We start from the raw sequence: 21,432 nt of genomic DNA on the forward strand, positions 1-21,432 counted from the left end.
ATCGTTTATCCCTTCAAGACCAACAAAATAGCCACCAGTATCGACGCCAGCACCGAGAACCAGCAGATCACAATCACCCACTTCATCGGGATTTCCCACATCGGCGCATGAAGCGTTGTCATTTCATCATCGGCGTCGACTTCACCATAAAAATTTCGCCTACAGAAATCATCCCAGTCCGCATAGTCGGCGTAGCAGGCAAGTGTATCCAACAGGAATTGTGAGGGAATGGACGAAGACGTCCAAAATAATTGCAAATCACGAGCGTCAACGTGCTGATTCGTATGGGTAAATATGAGTTCGCTTAGGTGCACAAAGTCGCGCGAACGCCAGTGGGACGATTGTTCCCAATGCAAAATGCGTTCGATTTGCTGTTTAAGATCGTTGGTATGACGAGTCACACATTAATAATAGGAATTTTCCGGAAAATATCCTTCTCCCTTAAATACGTCACCCAGTCTCTTTAAGATGCATTTAATTTATAAACTCTGCCTGCATCACCCTGAATTCCTCCTTAGGCGCGTCGCAGGTTGAGCAAGTATACGTAGCGGGTAAGTCATAGAAAGCCGTTCCAGCCGGAATGTCATTCAATACGTCTCCATAGTGTTCATCGTACACGGTGAAGCAATACGGACATTGATGTATACTAGTTAGCCGGTTAGAAACTGGCTCCGGCTTTTCTGGTTCCATTCGATTTACGTCCACGCTTTCCTGCGACCGGCGCGTACTGAATTTACGGCACAGTCGGTTTATCTGGTTGGGTACGTGCAGTTTAAGCAGACCCTTTTCAAACAAGTGATACGTCCGGCTATTCGGGTTGAAGTTTTCGGTGAAATACAGATCGTATACACTAATCAGAGCTAATTGGCCAACTCGTAGCAACGGTCGTTTTCGCACGAGGACGGAGCCAAAAACTTCCGATTTAGGCCGCGTTTGTACCCCAAAACATAAGCCAAACGTACGCGTATCATTTTTTTCGAAATACCGCAGCACGTAGTGTTTTAGCTGTGTTCCTTCGTCGGTATGGTCTTCCGTTTGCCAGGCTAATTCGTTGGCGGCATGGCGAACGTTGACATTATGTTTTCCCAGGATATAGGACCATGTAGCACGATCTTTTTCTTCTATTCCTTTAATAATAAGCGATTTCCAGGGTGTCGTGCATAATTCACCAATACGTGTTTTCAAGCACAAGGCACAGACATCCAGTAAAAACGCAATCGAAAACTGTTCGTCCCGACGGTAGAGGCCGAGCCATGAACGCTCCCCGTAGCGGTTAAATCCTTCGTAATAGGGTAGCGAAAACTCCGGCAATTCAACCTCCTGGGTAGATGGCTGTGTAATGAACATTTGCCCCGACGTAACAGCTTTATAGAGTGTATCTTCGTCGCGGTGGCACTGATCAAGCATTGCCTCTTCAATAGCTTTTGCAAGTCGGCCAAGGTCATTCGTATAAATCATCTCCGGCCAGCGGAATAACGTATTACTTTCCTTCGGACGAACGTAGAGATGCCAGAAATGCGGATCTGCTGAGGCAATGAAATTAAGGTTTCCGGTAAAAAAAGGCGTAAAGCTCTGGTTAGAATCCGACAGATTTACTTTCAATCGAGGCTGATAATCAAACTGATCCAATACAGTATGGTATTCACTCTCGCGTAACCACGCCCCCGTTCGGAACACATCCTCTCCACAATACGAGCTGATTATATTGGGATGTAAATCGGTATTTACTTCATAGCCTATCTGGTGATGTTTCAGGTCTTTTTCCAGAAAGCGCATGTCTTCATAATGCACGGTCATCAACAATTGTTGACGTGCCCCAAACCGGACCGTTCGTACTTTAGCGTCGTAGGCCAGTTTTAACACCGTCTGCAACCTACCAGGCGACACAATCCCGGCAGGCAGGTTGACTTTTATGGTATAGTAATCGCGCATATTAGGGGAGAATTAAGAGTGTAGAATGAAGAATAAAAACCTGTAGAGACTTCTTTTTTATTCTTCATTCTACACTCTTAATTCTTCACTAATCAAAGCCATTTTCTCTAAAATACTCCGCACTTCCGGTCGACACGAACCGCAGCCGGTTCCGGCGCCGGTTTTCTGACAGAGTTGCTGAAAATCCGTACAACCAGCCTGAATCGCTCGTTCCAGATTTCCCTGACCAACCGTGTTGCAGGAACAAACGAGCTTCCCTTCTACGGGATCAACTTTTTTGTTCGCCCGTAAGAGCCCAAGCCGTTTGTCGGACAGTTCAATGCCGTTTGCAATCAAGTTGCGGAAGTCGGCAAATTCATTTTTATCACCCACCAGTATCGCGCCGACCAGCTTGTCGCCGTGGACGATGCACTTCTTATAATAGCGTTTCGCTTTGTCGATGAAGATGATTTCTTCGTAACTGGTATCATTCGGCGGTACTTCAGCGATGCCAATGCTGCACAGATGTAAGCCTTCCATTTTCAGGATGTTCATCGATAAACTCCCGCGATACGGTTGTGAAATATCACCGGCCCAATAGCGAGCGACGGTTTCGGCCTGTTGTTCAGCGGCTAATGTAACGCCCCACATCTGACCATTCCACTGCGCCACTTCGCCAGCCGCAAAGATGTCAGGGTCAGAGGTTTGTAAGTAGTCGTTGACAACGATACCCCGGTTGCAGGTAAGTCCGGCGGTACGTGCCAGTTCGATATTTGGTTCCGTCCCGATAGCCATCACGACTACCTGACAGGGAAGCTTCCGACCCGATTTTAACGTAACACCTTCCAGCCGGGCGGTTCCGGCAAACGTCTGAACCTCTTCGTTAAAATACACATCGATTCCCCGATCTAGCAATTCAAGGTAAAGCAGTTCGCTGGCGAGTGGATCAAGCTGGCGTTCCATAAAACGCCCCGACCGATGAATCAGCGCCACTCGAACGCCAATCTGACGGAGCGAAGCCGCCAGTTCCAGTCCCAGCAATCCCCCTCCGACAACCACGGCTTGTGGCGCATCAACATCCAGAAACGGCTTTAATGCGTCAGCATCGAGTCGGGAACGCATATTGAAAATTCCCGGCAGTCGCGGTACGCCTTTGGGCATAAACGCCCGGCTGCCCGTACCGATCAGAATCTTATCGTACTGATGTTCAACGCCATTACTATCGGTTACCACTTTAGCCTTTCGGTCGATATGCTCAATTCCTATTCCTTTGTGAACGATTATGTTAGCCTCGTCAAACTGATCTTCACGCAGTTTAACAAGCTGTTCCCACGTCTGCTCGCCACTAATGTAGTCGGGCAACAAGACCCGGTTGTAAAACGGATAAATCTCTTTGGAAAAGACGTGGATTTCATCGTCTGAATTCAACGTCCGATACGTATTGATAAAGCCCAAACCAGCCGAACCAGCGCCGATAATGATAATTTTCTCAACGGGTTTCCGATACGCGACAACCTCAACCGCCGAGAACTTAAAATCGGGTTCTTTCGAGCGCGGGTCAACGAGCGAACTCGTCAGGTTATTGGCCCGGTTTAGATTGCTGTTCAGTCGCTTGCCCCAGTGCATGGGCAGGAAACACAAGCCTGGCCGCACATCCTCAGTCAGTTGCGCCTTTACCCGTACTTCTCCGCGTCGCCCGCGCACGTTCACTAGCTGCCCCTCCTGAATATTCCGCGCTTTGGCATCGTCGGGATGAATTTGCAGAAGCGGTTGCGGAACATGTTGATTCAATTTGGCAACCCGCCCTGTTTTGGTCATGGTATGCCACTGGTCACGAATGCGACCCGTGGTTAAGACAAGCGGAAAATCCTCATCAATTGGTTCGGATGTATTCTCGTCGGGCACGGCGTAAATCTGGGCCCGTTGATTTGCAGTGTAAAATTTATGGTCGGTAAACAGCCGTTTCGTACCCGTTTCTCCTGCTCCCTGCCCCTCGCTCCTTGCCGGATAGGGCCATTGGATTGTACGTTTCTTTTTCAACAAATCATAGCTCACACCCGTTACATCGACGTTCGTTCCGGCCGTAATTCGGGTGTATTCCTGATAGACCTCGGATGCGTTCGTATAGTTAAAATCCGCGCTGAAGCCCATTTTCTGCGCAAATCGCCAGATGATTTCGGCATCGGGAAGCGCTTCGCCGGGGGCATCCAGTACTTTAGGCAAATATGCGATTCGACGCTCGGCGTTGGTCATGGTGCCTTCTTTTTCGAGCCAGGCGGCTGCCGGAAGCACTACGTCGGCAAACTGCACCGTGTCAGCCCAATTTGATATGTCCTGGACGACGACGAAACGGGCATTTTTCAACGCTTTCTCGGTGGCATTCAAATCCGGCATACTCACCAACGGATTGGTGTTGATAATCCAGATAGCTTTCAATCGGTCATCCGCTAGTGCCTCGAACATTTCGGTGGCGGTCAGGCCAGGTTTAGAAGCAATCTTGACCGGGCTGTTCCAGAATGCTTCTACTTCGGCGCGATGGACGGCATTCGTTACGTCGCGGTGGGCGGGGAGAATGTTCGCCAGGCCGCCGGTTTCGCGTCCGCCCATAGCGTTGGGTTGACCGGTGAGTGAAAAGGGGCCGTTGCCGGGTTTACCGATACGTCCTGTAATCAGGTGCAGGTTAATCAGCGACAGGTTTTTATTTACGCCAATCACCGACTGATTCAGGCCCATCGTCCAGAGAGACAGAAACCCTTTCGAGCGACCAATCCATTCAGCGGCCGTGCGAATATCGTTTGTAGGAACTCCACAGATTTCGGCAGCTTCCTCTACCGAACGGATCATGACCTGATCCCGATAGGCCGTAAAACCGTCGGCATGATTCGTAATGAAGTCGATATCAATGTCACCGTTCTCAATTAACAGTCTCCCGATGGCATTGTTGAGCACAATGTCGGTGCCGGGACGTAACGGCAAATGCAGATCCGACGAGCGGGCCGTGTCGGTCTTCCGGGGGTCAATACAAATAATTTTGACGTTTGGATTAGCCGCTTTGTGCGCTTCGATACGTCGCCAAAGAATGGGGTGGCACCAGGCCGGATTTGCCCCTTCGACAAAAAACAGATCGGCTTCTTCAATATCGTCATAACAAACCGGCACCGAATCTTCGCCCAGCGATAGCTTGTAGCCCACCACCGCCGAACTCATGCAAAGCCGGGAATTCGTGTCGATGTTGTTCGAGCCAATAAACCCTTTTATGAGCTTATTGACCAGGTAATATTCTTCGGTCAGGCATTGCCCCGATACGTAGAACGCAACGGAATCAGGACCGTATTTCTGAATAAATGTTTTGAAAACGGCCGCCGTACGTTCCAGAGCCGCATCCCAGCTCACCCGCTGCCTGGGCATGGATCGGTTGAGCCGCATTTGTGGATATAGCAGTCGGTCCGACTGATCCATGACGGTGTAATGCAAATTCATTCCCTTCGAGCAAAGCATGCCCTTGTTTGAAGGGTGCTGGGTATCACCTTCCAGGCTCAATTGCCCGTTCTGCTCCTGTTTGACTACGATTCCACAGCCAACGCCACAATAACAACAGGTAGTTTGGTGAGTCATGTCTTTTTGAGTGAAGAGTGAAGGATGAAAAGTGAAGAATAAAAAGGTTTTCGGTCAGTATTTATTCTTCACTTTTCATTCTTCACTCTTCATTATTTATCAAGCTGTTTGCAATTCGGCTTCGGCGGGTTCGACTACGACTTCTTTGCCGAAGTTGACCAAGAATAATAACACGCCGATAACGGCCACAATGCAGCCGATGTAAAGAAATGCCTGTCCATACGTAATGGACTGCGATTTGAACAGGAATCCCATCAGCATACCACCCACATTGCCACCCGCGCCCACAACACCCGAGATAACACCTACCGCTTTCGGATTGACAAACGGCACAATCGCATACGTACTACCATTCGACATTTTCAGGAACAGCGCGAAGGTGATCATCGCCAGAATTGCCATCGGCAGGTTACCCGCCTGTGCGAACAGCATGATACCAACGCCTTCCAGCAGCAGCATACCGGCCAGGAGAACCCCTTTGCCCCGCATACCATATTTATTACCCACTTTATCAGCTACGATTCCGCCAAGTGCCCGGGCAAAAATGTTCATACCACCGAATAGCATCGCCCAAAAACCGGCCTGCGTTTCTTCCATCTTGAAATTGTCGAAGAAGTAGAGTGCAGCCACGCCATCGAACGTAATTTCCATGCCAAAGCAGCAGGCATAGGCCAGTGCCAGTGCCCACACGCGAATATCGGCGCAGGCTTTCCAGAAACTTACCTTCTCGCCCGTTTCAGTTGTCCGCTCGATTTCATCATAATTTCCGTTTGGCGTGTCTTTCGTGAAACGGAAATACACAAAGGCCATGATGAGCATCAGAACACCCGGAAAAATCATCGCCAGACGCCAGGCTTCGGGCTTCGTATAGCCAAATCCAACGATCATCGCCATGATTACAGGCATTGCCAGTTGTGTAATCCCACCGCCCAGATTCCCCCAGCCACCGGCAACAGCATTGGCCGTGCCTTTGATTTTCGGGGCAAACATCATCGACGTATGGAACTGCGTAATCACGAACGATGCGCCAATGGTGCCAATCGCCAATCGGAACAGCAGGAATGTAGTGTAATCGTGCGCTAAACCGACAAACATGACCGGTAATGATCCCAGAACAAGCAGCGCCGTGTATGTTTTGCGCGGGCCCCACGTATCGCATAATTTACCCACAATCAATCGCGCAAAAATGGTCGCCGACACAGCCGCGATGATGATATTTCCAATTTGAGGTTTCGTCAGGCCCAGATCAGCACGGATGGCGGGCATCAGTGGCGCCAGCCCAAACCAGCCGAAGAAGCAGACGAAGAAAGTCAACCACGTAATGTGGAAGGTACGCATCTGGATACCTTTAAAACTGAGTATGTTAAGTTTTTCGAGAGGCTTATTAATTGTTGCATTCATGATTATGTGCGTTTAGAAAGTCCCGGGTGAAATGTTGTTTGATGGCTTTTGTCATGCTAGAAACATCCCTAAATCCCCTAAAGGGGCCTACTCGATAGTGAGCCAAGTCCCCTTCAGGGGGTTTAGGGGTGTTTGCTACGTTATCGTTATTTTTTAGTCGCGAAAAAATCCGGGCGAATGTTGATCATCAGATAAGCCCACGTGCCGATTTTGTCTTTCTGGTTCATGGTGCCCTGCTTGGTGTATTCTAGCGTATTGGTGCCGTTCATGATCGCGTAGCCAGCCTCAACCGTCGTGAATTTGTTGAGGGAATAATTTGCGATCAGGTCATATTCCATGCCCAATTTGGAGGCCAGTGGGGTGGCTGGAGCCGCATCAGGCATTTTGTTGAACGTCGTGATGGCCAGCGCGAAATAGTGCACATCGAACGTAGTGGTCAGGCGTTTGCCCGTGTATTTGAACTTCAGATACGCATCTTTCAACCCACCCGATGGCGACCCCGTACCCGCATAGAAGTAATCCATCAAGCCCCAGAATTTATGTGGCGTACCGTATAGCGGATCGAAACGGCTGGTTTGGCCAGCCTGGATAGTTGCATCGTTATTCCCCGACAGGATTTCGTAACCCGGTCCGGCGCTGAGCGGACCGTTCTGAATCATCAGGTTAGCGCCGTAATGGTGGGCACTTTTGATTTGAAGGCCGTCGCGATCTTTGCCGCTCTGCCAATATCCAAACGCCTGCCAGAGAACCTGGGTTGGTTTAGCCGGAACGCCCAATTGCCCGGTCAGCAACGCGCCATACGTAACGCGCGAATTTGTTCCCGTTACGTCGTAACGTCGCCCATATACGTAACCGGCGGTAGCAGAGCCAATTGAGTCGATTCTATATTTCTGAAAATCATCCTTGAACACCAGCGCCGAAACCTTCGTCGCCTTGAACTTGCGCGTCAGGTACGCCATCTGAAACGATTTGAACTGCTGATTCTGCCCGTTTGTACTCACGGCATTCGTAACAACGGGCGCACCACCTTTACCTGTCGTTGGCAGGAAACCAGACGGTATTGCCAACGTAACGTTTTGGGTCGATAAGGCCGATGTGGGTACGTTAGCGGGCGTATAATACGTACCGGCGACGCCAAACGCATCCGTATTCTGATTAAAACCAACGCCTAAATCCAGCGCCCAGCCTTTGTGTTGCGCTTTCAATAAAGCCGCATCAAACCGACGTCCCTGTTGCAGCCAGTCCAGATTCCCGATCAGGCGAGAATCGTCGTAAACCATTTCCTGACGACCGATTTTCAGCGATAAATAGTCAATGAATTTGGTTGAAATGGTCGTATCCGCCCGATTCAGAAGCGTGATATCGGCCCAGGCTTCGTGAACCATCAGCTTGTTGCCATCGGCGTTGGAAATGGTCGAAGCATCCTGCCCCCAGACGCGCACGTCCTGAATGGCGAGACCGAACGTAACGCGGTCCATTTTATAGCCAAACGTCAGGCGAGCCCGTTGCGACGTGAACGCAGCCGATGAAGCGCCTTTCACAGGCAGATTAGCGACGCCGTTACGTAGTTCGGTACGTGTACGAAGCTGACCAATTAAGGAAAACTGAGCCTTAACCAGCGGCTGTAGTCCTAGTATAAACATACCCAAAAGCGATAATCGCACGAGGTAAGATTTCATCATGATTGGTGATTAAGAATAGAAAATGAATAGTGTCGACAATAGCCTCCCAATCCACGCAAACGTGGTATAAGTCAGGCAAGTAGTGAACGAAGAAGCGCGCGTTGGCAGAAGATAATTCGGCGATTCAGTAGAATCGATAGGCCAACCGGAACGAAAGGCAGATTTGCTTTACGTATGTTTTTTCATTTTCTTTGAAGCGTTTGTGTTTTTCGCATAGACAAACCCTGTTTAGCCGGTCCAAAGGTGCCCCCACACCGGATCGGCTTTTTTTATGGTTTTCGGTATTTAGTTTACGGTAGGCTTACGCATGAATTCTAACGCGCCAGCCACCGAAAACCAAATACCGAAAACCGTTTTAGTAGGCCACGGAAACGCTACGTAGGCACTCCGCCAGATAGGACGGATGCAACGAAACGACTTCCCCAATGATCAGCACAGCGGGCGCCCCCACGCCTTGCTCTGCCACCAACTGCGGAATATTCCAGACCTGACCAATTACGCTTTGCTCATCGGCACGCGTCCCGTTCTGCACAACCGCCATTGGCACATGGCCGCGTCCGGCCTGGCAATACATGGCGCATATCTCATTTACTTTACCAAGGCCCATCAGTACAATAACCGTCGCTTTCGACTGAACCGCCAGACGCAAATCGTCAGAGAGTTCGCCGTTACGTGTCGTACCCGTAATGACCCAGAAACTTTCGCTCACACCCCGGCTCGTAACCGGAATACCCTGTGAAGCCGGAACTGCAATACAACTCGAAACGCCGGGTACTACGTCGCACTGGATGCCGTACTGCCTCGCATAATCGTACTCTTCGAACCCGCGCCCAAATACGTATGGATCGCCCCCTTTGAGCCGAACCACGTGGCCATGTTCCTGCGCCAGTCGTACGATTAAGGTATTGATTTCTTCCTGCGTAAACGAGGCTTTTCCAGCCCGTTTTCCTACGTAGGTTTTCAGCGCCTGTTTAGGAGCAAAGTCCAGTAATGAGTCATTAGCAAGGTCGTCGTATAAAACGACGTCAGCTTGTCGGAGCGCCCTGATCCCTTTCAAGGTGATCAATTCGCCGTCGCCGGGACCCGCCCCCACGAGTGTTAGCTTTGGCTGCATATAGTTACTGAGTTAGTCAATTATAGTGGTATTATACTATTATACTGAATTACCACTATTTCTCATTTGCCCTTCAAAATTAGGGTCAAAATTCTTAAAAACAAGTGTTTTTCAAAAATATATGTTTCAATATCAACCATTAACCGAATATAAAGTTAGGAATTAAGAAAAATGCCTTTTAATTTTGACATATCCTTATCGGGGGAAATAGGGCTGTTTTATTAGATAAATACAATAATTAAACGGTGTTTTCACAATATTATAGTTACCATTAACTATGAACACAAACACAAACAAGCATGTCGTCGTCATTGGCAATGGCATGGTAGGCTACAAATTCTGCGAAAAATTAGTAGCCAAAGAAAAAAATAGTGGACGCTTTACATTGACGGTTTTTGGGGAAGAACCGCGTGTAGCCTACGATCGCGTTCATTTGAGCGCCTATTTTGCGGGTAAAACAGCGGAGGATTTAACCCTTGCTCCCACTGAGTGGTATGCCGAGAACGGCATTAAACTCTATCTGACCGATCCGGTGGTCGACATTGATCGGGAGCGGAAAGAAGTACGTTCGCACCACGGCGTGGTAGTACCTTATGACTACCTGATTATGGCTACTGGCTCGGGCGCTTTTGTGCCGTCGGTCGCTGGCGTTGAGAAAGACGGCGTTTTTGTTTACCGGACCATCGAAGACCTTGAGCTTATTCAATCGTACGCACGTACCGCGCGTAAGGGGGCAGTTTTGGGCGGTGGATTATTGGGGTTGGAAGCGGCCAAAGCATTGCTGGATTTAGGTCTGGACGAAGCACACGTAGTGGAATTCGCTCCGCGTCTGATGCCCCGGCAGATTGACGACGCAGGCTCTGGCATTCTGCAACGGCAACTGGAATCGCTGGGGCTGAATATTCACCTCTCGAAAAGTACGCAGGAAATTACCGGCGACGATTGTATCACGGGTATGCAGTTTGCCGATGGTTCGCATTTAGAAGTTGATATGCTGGTTATCTCGGCCGGGATTCGTCCGCGCGACGAACTGGCGAAATCAGCCGGAATCGATACGCACCCGCGCGGGGGCATTCTAGTCGATAATTACCTGCAAACATCCGACCCGTCCATTTTCGCCATCGGCGAATGTGCCGTAGCTCACCATATGATTTATGGACTGGTGGCACCGGGTTATGAAATGGCCGAGGTTGTGGCGTCGCAGTTAATGGGTGAAACCAAAGAGTTCAAGCCCTTCGATATGTCGACCAAGCTCAAGCTGATCGGTACCGACGTAGCGAGTTTCGGCGATCCTTTTGCTGCAGAGCCTAATTGCCGAACTATCGTTTATGAGAATAAAGCGAAAGGCGTTTATAAAAGGATCAACGTATCAACCGATGGCAAACACCTGTTGGGCGGGATTCTGGTGGGCGATGCAGAGCAGTATAATATGCTGTTGCAGACCTGCAAAAATAAAACCATTCTGCCTCCCGATCCTGAAGATATCATTTTAGGTTCGCGGGGTGGCGAAGAAGCGGGTGCGGGATTAATGAGCCTTCCCGACGATGCCTTAATTTGTTCCTGCGAAGCCATTACCAAAGCCATGCTCTGCCACGAAATCGGCGAAAATGGTAACGACACAGTTGATAAACTGAAGAAGGCGACCAAGGCCTGTACCGGTTGTGGAGGTTGTACACCGATGGTGAAAGACCTGATTCAGGGCGTGATGAAAGAGAAGGGTGTTTATATCCGCAACATCATCTGCGAGCACTTCGATTATACCCGCCAGGAGTTGCTCGATTTAGTAAAAATGAATCGATTGACAACCTACGGAACCGTGTTGGACCAGTTCGGGCATGGCGATGGCTGCGAAGTGTGTAAACCCGCGGTTGCCTCCATTCTGGCGGGGCTCTGGAACGAGAATATTCTAAAAAAAGACCTCGCTCCTATTCAGGATTCAAATGACCGATTTTTGGCCAATATTCAGAAAGGCGGCACCTATTCGGTTGTTCCACGCATTCCGGGCGGTGAAATCACACCCGAAAAATTGATCGTACTCGGCCAGGTAGGTCAGAAATACGGCCTTTATACGAAAATTACGGGTGGCCAACGTATCGATCTGTTCGGAGCGCACGTGGGTGATCTGCCCAAAATTTGGGAAGAATTGATTAACGCCGGCTTCGAAAGTGGTCATGCTTACGGCAAATCACTACGTACCGTGAAAAGCTGCGTAGGCAGCACATGGTGCCGCTATGGTGTTCAAGATTCGGTTTCGTTCGCAATTGAACTCGAAGAGCGGTATAAAGGCCTTCGGTCACCCCACAAGCTTAAGTCGGGCGTATCGGGCTGCACGCGTGAATGTGCCGAAGCCCAGAGCAAGGATTTTGGCATCATCGCCACCGAAAAAGGCTGGAACGTATACGTATGCGGCAACGGCGGCACTAAACCACAACATGCGCAGTTGTTGGCGTCCGATGTCGACAAAGAAACCTGCATCCGGTTGCTCGACCGTTTTCTGATGTTCTACGTAAAAACGGCTGATCCGCTCGCCCGCACCGCTACCTGGCTCAACAAAATGGAAGGTGGCATAACTTACCTCAAAGCCGTTGTAGTTGACGACGTATTGGGCATTGGCGATGACCTGGAACGGGAAATGCAGTTGATTGTCGATACGTTCAAATGCGAATGGAAAGAAGTGGTCGAGAGTCCAGAACTCCGCAAACGTTTTACCCACTTTGTGAATGCTCCCGAAGTAAAAGATCCTACCGTAGGCTTCGAGCCGATGCGCGATCAGGTCCGTGCGAAGGAATGGGTGTAATTTGTCATAATAATTCAAAAACCCCCAACCCCCTAAAGGGGGCTTTCCATCCGGAGGTTTTAGCCCCCTTTAGGGGGTTGGGGGTTCAACCAGCACAAATCAATGGAAACGCTTGCTATAAATACAGACAAACATATTTGGCACGTAGCGTGTCAGGTAAACGATATTCCCGAAAATGGCGGAGCCTGCGTCCTCATTAATGGACAACAAGTGGCTATATTTAACTTTACCCGACGGGGCGAATGGTATGCCACTGACAACGAATGCCCACATCGGCAGCAGATGGCTCTCGGGCGAGGAATGATTGGGAGTCAGGGCGGTGAACCCAAAGTAGCTTGCCCATTCCATAAGCGCACGTTTTCGCTCGAAACGGGTAAGTGTTTGAATGATGATACGTATCAGATCAATACCTATCCGGTCAAAGTAAGTGAAGGAATTGTATATGTGGGCCTATAAGCCTATTTTTTGTCATACTGGAACGCCAGCCCGGTGACGCAGGCAGCACCTCAACGTACACCTGCTTATAGGTAAGTATACGTTAAGATGCTTCCTTCGTCACCGGGCTGGCGTTCCAGCATGACAAACCTATTTTTTCTTACTTGTTCTCTAACTATTTTTAGTGTGAAGCAACTCGATCAACAGGTAGCACGCCGGTTAACACGATTTTACGTCATGGCCCTCACCGTCATTGCCGTGTTGTCCGTGAGTGGGCTACTGTTTATCAGACGTACGATCAGCACGCACTATGCCGACAGTCGGGTTGTGAACGTAGCCGGTCGGCAACGGATGCTGAGCCAACGCCTTACTAAACTGGCGGTGTTGAGAACAACGGGCTTATCGTCGGCCGATACGGTTTCGTTCGATTCGCTGTTGCATAGCTGGAGTCAAACGCATATGCAGTTGCGAAATGGGCTTCTGGCCATGGAACAAGCGTATATGGTTCGTAAAAGTGCTACGTTGGATAGTATGTTTACGCGCATCGAGCCAGCCTTCCAGTCGATTTATAATAGCTTCCTTCGGATCAATACCCCGCAAACAACGCTCGACGATCAGAAAAAGGCGCTACAAATCATTCTTGAGGAAGAGCCTGCTTTTCTTCAGCAGATGAACGACATCGTCTTTCAGTTCGATACCGAAAGCTTTGACCGGGTAACCCAATTAGAACGTATCGAATGGATCTTGACGATTGCTACGTTGCTGATCTTAGTAATTGAAGGACTGTTTATTTTTCGACCGGTGGTAAATCATACGAAGCTCGTCATTCATCGACTCGATCGATCAGAAAAGACACTACAGTTGGTAAATCGAGATTTGGACGTTGCCAATCGGGAATTAGCCGCAACCAATCGAAACCTGGCGGCCTCGAACCGTAAACTTGTTGATACACAGCAGGAATTACTACGTACTACCGAAGAGAAATATCAACTGCAACTGACCGAAGATACGGTCCGTTCGGCCGCGTTGCTGGAAGGGCAGGAAGAAGAACGACGCCGGTTTGCCCGCGAACTTCACGATGGTATCGGTCAGATGCTTACGGGATTGAAACTTCATGCCGAAAAACTAAAATCAGTTTCGTTTCCAGATGAAAAGCATCGGTTGCGGTTCGCCGAACTCTGCGACATGATCGCAGATACGATTCAAACGACACGGCAGGTTTCTTACAACCTGATGCCTTCTACCCTGAGTGACTTTGGTTTAGGCCCGACTTTGCAGTTGCTGGCCGAGCAAACAACCCGATCAGCCGGTATTGACGTTGTTTTTGAGGGAAACCGGGACGGCGAACGACTAAGTCCGGCTATGGAAATTGGCCTGTATCGCATTGCCCAGGAAGCACTGCACAATGCCATTAAATACGCTGAGGCTAAAACAATACGGATTAACTTGCAACAGAACCCCAACAATCTCGTATTATTAGTTTCCGACAATGGAAAAGGGTTCTCGATTAAAGCTCAACCTAAGTCAGAAAAGCCGTTGCCAATGGTGAATGGGCTCGAAAACATGCGAACGCGGTCCCGGCTGCTCAACGGCGAATTAACTATTGTATCGAAGCCCAAAAAGGGAACAACTGTTACTGTTGCTGTTAATTTATCATAGGATTTCCACCATAGCTATGTCCATACGAATTCTTATTGCCGACGATCATTCTGTGGTTAGAAAAGGGGTTCGGATGTTATTGGAAGACGAAACCGACATTCAAATTATTGGCGAAGCAGCCGATGGCGACGAAGCTATTGACATGCTGGCGGACATACAACCCGATGTCTTATTGCTGGATATAACGATGCCCCGTATGTCGGGGATTGATGCGCTTAAAGTAATCTCTCAGCAATATCCTAAGGTGCGTACGCTGATGTTCAGCATGCACAACAATCCGGACTATATTCTCAAAGCCGTGCAGAATGGAGCGGCCGGTTACCTGCTGAAAGACACGGGTTTGGAAGAAATCCTGCGGGCTGTTCGCAGCGTAGTAAAAGGAGATTTGTACTATCCACCGAATGCTTCCTCGGTAATTATCCGTCATCTAGTTATTCCTAATAATGTCCGGCAAACGGAGGAGATAGCCTACAAGCCTAAACCATCGTCGTCCATCTGGAATAAAATAACGTCTCGTGAAGCACAAATTCTGACCTGCCTGATTGACGGCATGAGCAGCCAGACTATAGCCGACCGACTCGGCATCAGCCCCAATACTGTAGCGAACCAACGGGCCAGCATTATGCGCAAAGTAGGTGTCAAAAACACAATTGACCTGATTCGGATAGCCTTGCAGGAGAAAAGTAAAAACTAACGAGATGCTGGTCAGACTTTGATAATCACATTCTTCCGGTACATCCACCAGAGAATGACGAACCAGATCAGCACGAAAGTCAATGCACCGGCCAAAGACGCATTTTTGGGGTCAGTAAAAGGTGGCGCGATGAATGTTCGATACAGGTATTCTTTCGACCCGATTTCAGTACCATCCGGCTGGGAAATGTAAATCAGGTTCATAATTCGCGGAATCATTCCCGACAAAAAGAACACGGTGATGGCATTAACGCCAAATGCCACGAATGGCAAAACACCCCGCCTGTAGTGCTGCACATCAATGAGCCAGTAACACAGCGCAAGCCCGAGCATGGCTAATCCGCCCGCCAGCAATACGTATGAGCTGGTCCAGAGGGCTTTGTTAATGGGAAAGAACCCATCCCAGATTACTCCACCAAGCGTTATCAGGCAACCGACTGCGAAAAGCCAGGCTATCTTTTCTGCTACCGGTCGAGCACTACGTAGCCAAGTTCCGGTCAGCATCCTGATAATTCCTGTACCAATGGCGGGTAAGGTACTTAACAAGCCTTCGGGGTCCCAGACTTTAGCTACTTTGTATACGTGTGCTGGGGTGATGATCGTCTGATCCAGCCAGGCGGCCAGATTTGTCGTCGGTTCGAGATTGGCATACCCTACACCTGGCACGGGCACCAGGGTCATCAGCAGCCAATAACCAACTAGTATGCCACAAAGAATATACAACTGCTGACGTGAAGTGGTTTTTAGAAAAATGAGTGAACAGGCCAGATAAACCAGCGCGATTCGCTGCAACACGCCGGGAATGCGTACCGTTATAATATCGAACTTCGGGAAGAAGTTCAGAAAGAATCCCAGCAAAAACAGCGTTGCGCTACGTCTCACAATCTTTCCAATTACTCTCTGTCCACCGCCCTTTGTCCCTAACGCAAACGTAATCGACACTCCAACAATGAACAGAAAAAACGGAAAAATCAGATCCGTAGGCGTCCATCCGTTCCAGGGTGCGTGTTCGAGCGGTGCATAAATATGCCCCCAGTCGCCGGGATTGTTGACCAGCACCATTGCCGCCACAGTTATGCCTCGAAAAAAATCGAGTGAGAGCAGGCGACTAGAATTACTTTCAGGACGTAGCCTACTAACAGAAGGTGTCGAAACGGAAGATTGCATAGGGGCCGGAAAGGTTTCTCTAATGTACGCAGGTAAGGCGAGTTAGTCAACCAAACACCTTCGCCAGCTTTTTCTCCAAATCGTTTTCAAGCTTCAACAAGCCTTCTGCATTTGGCAAATAGGTTAACGCCCGATGGTGACGTAGGTCAAATGGAATGTCGTTGGTTGACTGGGTAATGGGAATTACTAATTTCCCAAGCGTATGAGCGACACCCGTTTCGTAAAATACGTTTGGATTCCGGTCTGTAAAGTCAGTAATGACCGCTTTTGATGTAAAAATCAGGTCGAATATATCCTGAATCAGTATACTATTATCCCAGATATCGTCAGCCCGTTTACAGTCGATACCTAGCTTTGCACACACGTTTTTAATCGCCGAATACGTACCGGAAAATTTACTTTCGAATGGCATCATAACCGACAGTACGTTCGACTCAACGGCCTTGTCTGGAATACGAAATACGTCGGGCGCGAACGTAATAACACGCTCTGGCCGGATGGCCTGCACCGTTGACACAAAATCTGAAATTTCCCGAATCGGTCGGATAAATGTGGCCTTTTTCGCTTCGACAAATCGCTCTATTTCGTATAAATTACTATGGCTTTCGCTAATCAATTTTGACAAGACCTGTAAGCTATTCCCCTCATAATCATCATCTTTAAAGTCCAGACTACGTAGCAGTCGCGGATGATCTTCAATCAACTCGATACTATCAGTCAGATAACCAACTTTGATCCAATCGGATTTCGTAAAATGATCCTGAATAAACTCGTGTAAGGCAAAAAGCCTTAGTGTTTTTTGCTTCGTTTGTCTTGTCATAATGTTGGTTGAGCGCAGAAATAATAATACAACTATTATATATTCATGCAATTATATTCAATTTTTGTATTATAAATACTAGTAACATCAAATTTTAACGATATAAAAAAAGCCACTCTCATGTTGAGAGTGGCTGATAGTAAGGCTAAGGAACGTTTAAGATATCATTAAAGCTTCCAGCGAACGAAGGCTTCCATGGCTTCATATTCGGCAAGGCCGAGCCGGTTGTAAATTTCAGCTGTTCCGCGATTGCGTTCTTCAGCCCGTTGCCAGAACTCCCGCGAATCGGTACCCTGATACACGACGCCGTCCTTTTGAGACTGGTGCTTGAAAATACCCAATCGCTTTTTCATCACCTGGTCGGGTGACATCGGTACGGCCATTTCAATTTCGCTCACGTCCCACTCAGCCCAGGCACCCCGATACAACCAGATCCAGCAATCTTTCATAAAATCCTTGTCTTTCAGGCGACGTACCGATTCCAACACCGCGTCCAGACAAACCTTATGCGTACCATGCGGATCAGCAAGATCACCAGCGGCATAGATCTGATGTGGCTTGATTTCTTCAATCAGCGCCATTGTAATTTGAATATCCTCTTCGCTCAGCGGTTTCTTCGCTACGGTTCCGGTCTCATAGAACGGCATGTTCAGGAAATGCGCATTCGCCACCGGGATACCCACAAACCGACAGGTGGATTTAGCCTCACCCATTCGAATTAGCCCCTTCACATAGCGAACTTCGGTAGTGTCCATTTCGCTGTCTTTTTTTTCCCGCAACGAGTCAGCTGCGTCCCGGAAAATGCGGGTTGCTTCGGGGCTATCAATGCCAAATTTAGTATTGAAATCCACTACGTAGTCCGCAAAGCGCAGGGCTTCATCATCGGCCACCGCAATGTTACCCGACGTCTGATACCCAACATGAACCTCGTGGCCCTGATCGCGCAGCCGTTGGAACGTACCCCCCATCGAGATAATATCATCATCGGGGTGCGGGCTAAAAATCAGGCAACGTTTGTGAGCCGGTTCTGCCCGTTCAGGCCGGTTCGTATCATCGGCGTCGGGTTTACCGCCCGGCCAGCCCGTAATCGTATGTTGAAGTTGATTGAAAACGTCTATGTTTATGTCGTAAGCCTGGCCATACTGCGCCAGCAGATCGCTCATTCCATTGTCATTGTAGTCGCGGTCCGTCAGCTTAAGAATGGGCTTGTTTAGCGTCAGCGACAGATAGGTGACCGCCTTTTTCTTCATCTTATTGTCCCACTCAACCGAATCCACCAGCCAGGGTGTTTTCATGCGGGTCAATTCTGAAGCGGCAGCCTGGTCGATGACAAACAAGGCATTCGGATGCGTTTGCAGGTACGAGGCCGGATTTAGTTCAGTAACCAATCCCTCAACAGCTCCCCGAATCACAGGTGCCTTACGCTCACCCCACGCTAGTAAGACTACACGCCGGGCGCCTAAAATGCTTGCCACACCCATCGTGATTGCCTTACGGGGTGTTTTAGGTAACCCTCCGAAATCCACCGAAGCCGCTGCCCGCGTCGAATTATCGAGCATCATTAAACGGGTGTGCGAGTTAATGAGCGAGCCCGGTTCATTGAATCCAATATGACCGTTACCACCGATGCCCAGCAGTTGGAAATCCAGCCCGCCAGCCGCTTCGATAGCGGCTTCATACTGTTTAGCAAACTCGCCGACTTTGTCCGTTCGGAGCGTTCCATCGGGGACATGATAATTCCCTTGCGGAATGTCAACGTGATCGAACAGTTGTTCCTTCATGAACCGCCAGTAACTCTGCAACGAATCCGGTTCCATCGGGTAGTATTCGTCCAGATTGAACGAAACGACATTCTGGAAGCTCAATCCTTCTTCGCGATGCATGCGAATCAACTCAGCATAAACCGTTTTAGGTGATGAGCCCGTTGCCAGACCCAACACGCAGGGTTTGCCTTCATGCTGTTTCTGGCGAATCAAACTAGCAATTTCCTGTGCTACCGCCCTCGATGCGTCTTTAGCGTCGGCATAGATGTGAGTAGGGATTTTTTCGTACGTAATGGCCGACTGAATGGGGCCACCGCTGGACAAAGTTCCGGCGGCAGAATCGCCAGACAACTGTCCATTTGGGGTATCAAATAAAGTGGACTCCGTAATCATGCGCTATGCAGAGAAGAGTTGGTAAGACTCGGCAAATGTCGCAAAAAATCAGGGAGTTCCCACGGTTTAAAGTGGACGTTTACGGCAACAGAACCACATTTTTAATTTTTTTTATTAACTATCCAGACTACAGAGAATTCATTTTAGTGATTGCCGGGCCATCTGATCGGCTACCATTGCTGTTTCGAGGGAATTCAATCCATTTGATTCGCTAATAATCCGATGTACATCAGGGTAATGAATCGCATTTACCTGATCGCGGAACATAAGCCGGAGCAATTCACTGTAGAGATGCTGCTTTTCGTCGCCGAATCCAAAGCGCAGTTCAATTTGCTGATAGGCATCAAATTCCTTGTGTCGACCCCGTAGCGGCCGATCCTTCCCACTGACATTGGCTGTTACGTTCAGCTGCGCTCCGGGAAAAAGATTCATCAAGGCGCGCGTCGTTTCTTCGTCGACCACACAACGCATAATCATGCGCGTTGGCACCCACTCAAAAAGGGTAATGTCGCCCTGCTCAAAAAGTAAGCGCATTTCCTGACGGTCCATACGGCCCGTTTGCGTAAAACCGTGATAGAAATTGACCAGTTTGCGGCCCGTTTCGTCGTCGCCGTATTCGACAATAGCCTGCACTTGATCTTCAATGTCAGCGCTATTCGGGCGCTTTATGACCTGCGCAGCTTTCACAGTACCTTCGCCAAGCCAACCGGCAAACATGTCGAAGAAGTGAACCCCGTGCTCAATAAAAATTCCTCCGCTTTTGCTACGGTCCCAGAACCAGTGTTCCGGCGAAAGGCCTTCGTCGCCAGCGTAATTCTCGAAATAACCGTGCAAAAAATCGCCGAGTAACTTCTTGTCAATCAAATGCTTTATGCGCGCAAACATAGGGTTGTACCGCTGCATCAGGTTCGTGACCATAAGCAAACCCTTCTCTTTTGCCAGCGCCAGCATTTCGGCCCCCTGCTCGGGATTCATGGCCAGCGGCTTTTCACAGATAACATGTTTGCCCGCGTTCAGGCCCAGCATGGCTTGCTCATAATGCATGAACGGGGGCGTAGCGATGTAAACCAGGTCAACGTTGGGATGATTCACCAATTCCTCAATACTACTCAATTGCTCAGCGCCGAATCGTTTGGCGGTGGTGATGGCTTCCTCGCGTTTCGAGCCCGCAATAGCAATAAGTTTCGTATTCGGTGTTTGTAAGAATTGCTGCACGGCGAACAGGCCAAAGCCACCCATTCCAATAACGCCAATACCAATTTCCTGATTCTCTGACCTGTTTGATTCCATACTACTTAAGGTTATTTCCACAGAAACAACAGTATGCAACCCGTTTATGTTAGGCCAGGTTAGCGCTCGCGCTTTATTACACTGCCGGTCAGCGTAACTTTTTTGTCCAGTAAGTCATCGGTTTTGGTGTTTCAACAGCCTCATTGCGGTCGAGCCAGGTAAAAGTAGTTTGCAGATTAGCGTCCCGCTGATACCCTCGTTTAGCCCAGAATTCATCAAGAGGTTGATAATTGTCAGGACGTAGCGGATGGTCATCAGGTCGCTGGACGGCGCAGAAACAGGCGGTTGTATATTGGTCAAACTGACGGGTATGCGCTTCCCGCTCATCGAAAAATCGATGCCCTAAACCCTGTCCCCTATAGGCGGGCAAAAGGATGCTCTCACCAAAATAAAAGATAGCATCCAGATTGTAACCCAATTGCTGAAAGGGCTCCCGGACCTCGTCGGTTTCATCCAGCAGAGGTAATGCCGTTGTGGCGCCAATCATTCGATCGCCGTCGTAGGCGGCAAACAGAAACGATCGGTCAGAACGGGCATAGGTTTCCAGGTATTTTTTTTCGTAAGCAACTGACCCTTCATAGAGGTAGGGAAAGTCGCGAAACACTGCGATACGTAGCGCGGCCAGATCGTCGAAAACAGTCCCGAATGCCTGGCCCGAGAGTCGGATGAACGTGAGGGACGAAGACAATAAA

At 49.1% G+C, this 21,432-nt stretch carries 15 protein-coding genes; 4 read left to right on the top strand and 11 right to left on the bottom strand.

All coding sequences use genetic code 11. From position 1 onward, the window contains the following. Positions 1–5 precede the first annotated feature (5 nt). From ACYVEA_RS27995 to cobA, 6 genes are all read right to left on the bottom strand, one after another. Positions 6–401, bottom strand: coding sequence for a hypothetical protein (locus tag ACYVEA_RS27995; RefSeq protein WP_461116724.1), 396 nt, complete (start codon positions 399–401; stop codon positions 6–8). Positions 402–474: 73 nt separating this feature from the next. Continuing rightward, on the bottom strand, positions 475–1,932 hold the full coding sequence (locus ACYVEA_RS28000; RefSeq protein WP_461116725.1) for a rubredoxin: 1,458 nt from the start codon (positions 1,930–1,932) through the stop codon (positions 475–477). A 69-nt stretch (positions 1,933–2,001) separates the two neighbouring features. Continuing rightward, positions 2,002–5,526, bottom strand: a complete 3,525-nt coding sequence (locus ACYVEA_RS28005) for a molybdopterin-dependent oxidoreductase (RefSeq protein WP_461116726.1) — start codon at positions 5,524–5,526, stop codon at positions 2,002–2,004. Positions 5,527–5,625: 99 nt separating this feature from the next. Further along, positions 5,626–6,927 (bottom strand): NarK family nitrate/nitrite MFS transporter, encoded by a 1,302-nt coding sequence (locus tag ACYVEA_RS28010; protein ID WP_461116727.1) that lies wholly within the window; start codon positions 6,925–6,927, stop codon positions 5,626–5,628. A gap of 146 nt (positions 6,928–7,073) precedes the next feature. Next, entirely contained in the window at positions 7,074–8,570 is a 1,497-nt protein-coding gene (locus tag ACYVEA_RS28015; RefSeq protein ID WP_461116812.1) for an alginate export family protein, read from the bottom strand. Between the two features lie 394 nt (positions 8,571–8,964). Beyond that, a complete protein-coding gene (cobA, locus tag ACYVEA_RS28020; RefSeq protein WP_461116728.1) occupies positions 8,965–9,723 on the bottom strand; it encodes a uroporphyrinogen-III C-methyltransferase in 759 nt (252 codons plus the stop codon). Between the two features lie 277 nt (positions 9,724–10,000). Here cobA and nirB point away from each other — a divergent pair, with 277 nt between their 5' ends. The 4 genes from nirB to ACYVEA_RS28040 all read left to right on the top strand — a co-directional run bounded on the left by nirB (position 10,001) and on the right by ACYVEA_RS28040 (position 15,308). Next, positions 10,001–12,520: a nitrite reductase large subunit NirB gene (gene nirB, locus ACYVEA_RS28025; protein ID WP_461116729.1), complete on the top strand. Its 2,520-nt coding sequence runs from the start codon at positions 10,001–10,003 to the stop codon at positions 12,518–12,520. A gap of 102 nt (positions 12,521–12,622) precedes the next feature. Next, entirely contained in the window at positions 12,623–12,976 is a 354-nt protein-coding gene (nirD, locus tag ACYVEA_RS28030) for a nitrite reductase small subunit NirD (RefSeq protein WP_461116730.1), read from the top strand. A gap of 165 nt (positions 12,977–13,141) precedes the next feature. Continuing rightward, positions 13,142–14,614, top strand: a complete 1,473-nt coding sequence (locus ACYVEA_RS28035) for an ATP-binding protein (RefSeq protein WP_461116731.1) — start codon at positions 13,142–13,144, stop codon at positions 14,612–14,614. A gap of 16 nt (positions 14,615–14,630) precedes the next feature. Beyond that, entirely contained in the window at positions 14,631–15,308 is a 678-nt protein-coding gene (locus ACYVEA_RS28040; protein WP_461116732.1) for a response regulator transcription factor, read from the top strand. A gap of 11 nt (positions 15,309–15,319) precedes the next feature. Here ACYVEA_RS28040 and ACYVEA_RS28045 read toward each other — a convergent pair whose 3' ends face one another. The 5 genes from ACYVEA_RS28045 to ACYVEA_RS28065 all read right to left on the bottom strand — a co-directional run bounded on the left by ACYVEA_RS28045 (position 15,320) and on the right by ACYVEA_RS28065 (position 21,428). Further along, positions 15,320–16,474, bottom strand: a complete 1,155-nt coding sequence (locus ACYVEA_RS28045) for an acyltransferase family protein (RefSeq protein ID WP_461116733.1) — start codon at positions 16,472–16,474, stop codon at positions 15,320–15,322. A gap of 46 nt (positions 16,475–16,520) precedes the next feature. After that, positions 16,521–17,294 carry a hypothetical protein gene (locus tag ACYVEA_RS28050; protein WP_461116734.1) on the bottom strand — a complete coding sequence of 258 codons (774 nt, stop codon included), beginning with the start codon at positions 17,292–17,294 and terminating at the stop codon, positions 16,521–16,523. Between the two features lie 167 nt (positions 17,295–17,461). Further along, positions 17,462–19,450 (bottom strand): glucosamine-6-phosphate deaminase, encoded by a 1,989-nt coding sequence (gene nagB, locus ACYVEA_RS28055; RefSeq protein WP_461116735.1) that lies wholly within the window; start codon positions 19,448–19,450, stop codon positions 17,462–17,464. Between the two features lie 138 nt (positions 19,451–19,588). Beyond that, the gene (locus ACYVEA_RS28060) at positions 19,589–20,740 is read right to left on the bottom strand and encodes a Gfo/Idh/MocA family protein (RefSeq protein WP_461116736.1); all 1,152 of its coding nucleotides are present in this window, start codon (positions 20,738–20,740) and stop codon (positions 19,589–19,591) included. 88 nt (positions 20,741–20,828) lie between these two features. Continuing rightward, positions 20,829–21,428, bottom strand: coding sequence for a GNAT family N-acetyltransferase (locus tag ACYVEA_RS28065; RefSeq protein WP_461116737.1), 600 nt, complete (start codon positions 21,426–21,428; stop codon positions 20,829–20,831). Positions 21,429–21,432 lie beyond the last annotated feature (4 nt).

It is taken from the genome of Spirosoma jeollabukense (genome assembly GCF_054777855.1).

What these genes read in the sequence shown, in the direction of transcription:
- ACYVEA_RS28000 (WP_461116725.1), bottom strand. Translation starts at nt 1,932, where the DNA reads ATGCGCGATTACTATACCATAAAAGTCAACCTGCCTGCCGGGATTGTG.
- ACYVEA_RS28005 (WP_461116726.1), bottom strand. Translation starts at nt 5,526, where the DNA reads ATGACTCACCAAACTACCTGTTGTTATTGTGGCGTTGGCTGTGGAATC.
- ACYVEA_RS28010 (WP_461116727.1), bottom strand. Translation starts at nt 6,927, where the DNA reads ATGAATGCAACAATTAATAAGCCTCTCGAAAAACTTAACATACTCAGT.
- ACYVEA_RS28015 (WP_461116812.1), bottom strand. Translation starts at nt 8,570, where the DNA reads ATGTTTATACTAGGACTACAGCCGCTGGTTAAGGCTCAGTTTTCCTTA.
- cobA (WP_461116728.1), bottom strand. Translation starts at nt 9,723, where the DNA reads ATGCAGCCAAAGCTAACACTCGTGGGGGCGGGTCCCGGCGACGGCGAA.
- nirB (WP_461116729.1), top strand. Translation starts at nt 10,001, where the DNA reads ATGAACACAAACACAAACAAGCATGTCGTCGTCATTGGCAATGGCATG.
- nirD (WP_461116730.1), top strand. Translation starts at nt 12,623, where the DNA reads ATGGAAACGCTTGCTATAAATACAGACAAACATATTTGGCACGTAGCG.
- ACYVEA_RS28040 (WP_461116732.1), top strand. Translation starts at nt 14,631, where the DNA reads ATGTCCATACGAATTCTTATTGCCGACGATCATTCTGTGGTTAGAAAA.
- ACYVEA_RS28045 (WP_461116733.1), bottom strand. Translation starts at nt 16,474, where the DNA reads ATGCAATCTTCCGTTTCGACACCTTCTGTTAGTAGGCTACGTCCTGAA.
- ACYVEA_RS28050 (WP_461116734.1), bottom strand. Translation starts at nt 17,294, where the DNA reads ATGACAAGACAAACGAAGCAAAAAACACTAAGGCTTTTTGCCTTACAC.
- nagB (WP_461116735.1), bottom strand. Translation starts at nt 19,450, where the DNA reads ATGATTACGGAGTCCACTTTATTTGATACCCCAAATGGACAGTTGTCT.
- ACYVEA_RS28060 (WP_461116736.1), bottom strand. Translation starts at nt 20,740, where the DNA reads ATGGAATCAAACAGGTCAGAGAATCAGGAAATTGGTATTGGCGTTATT.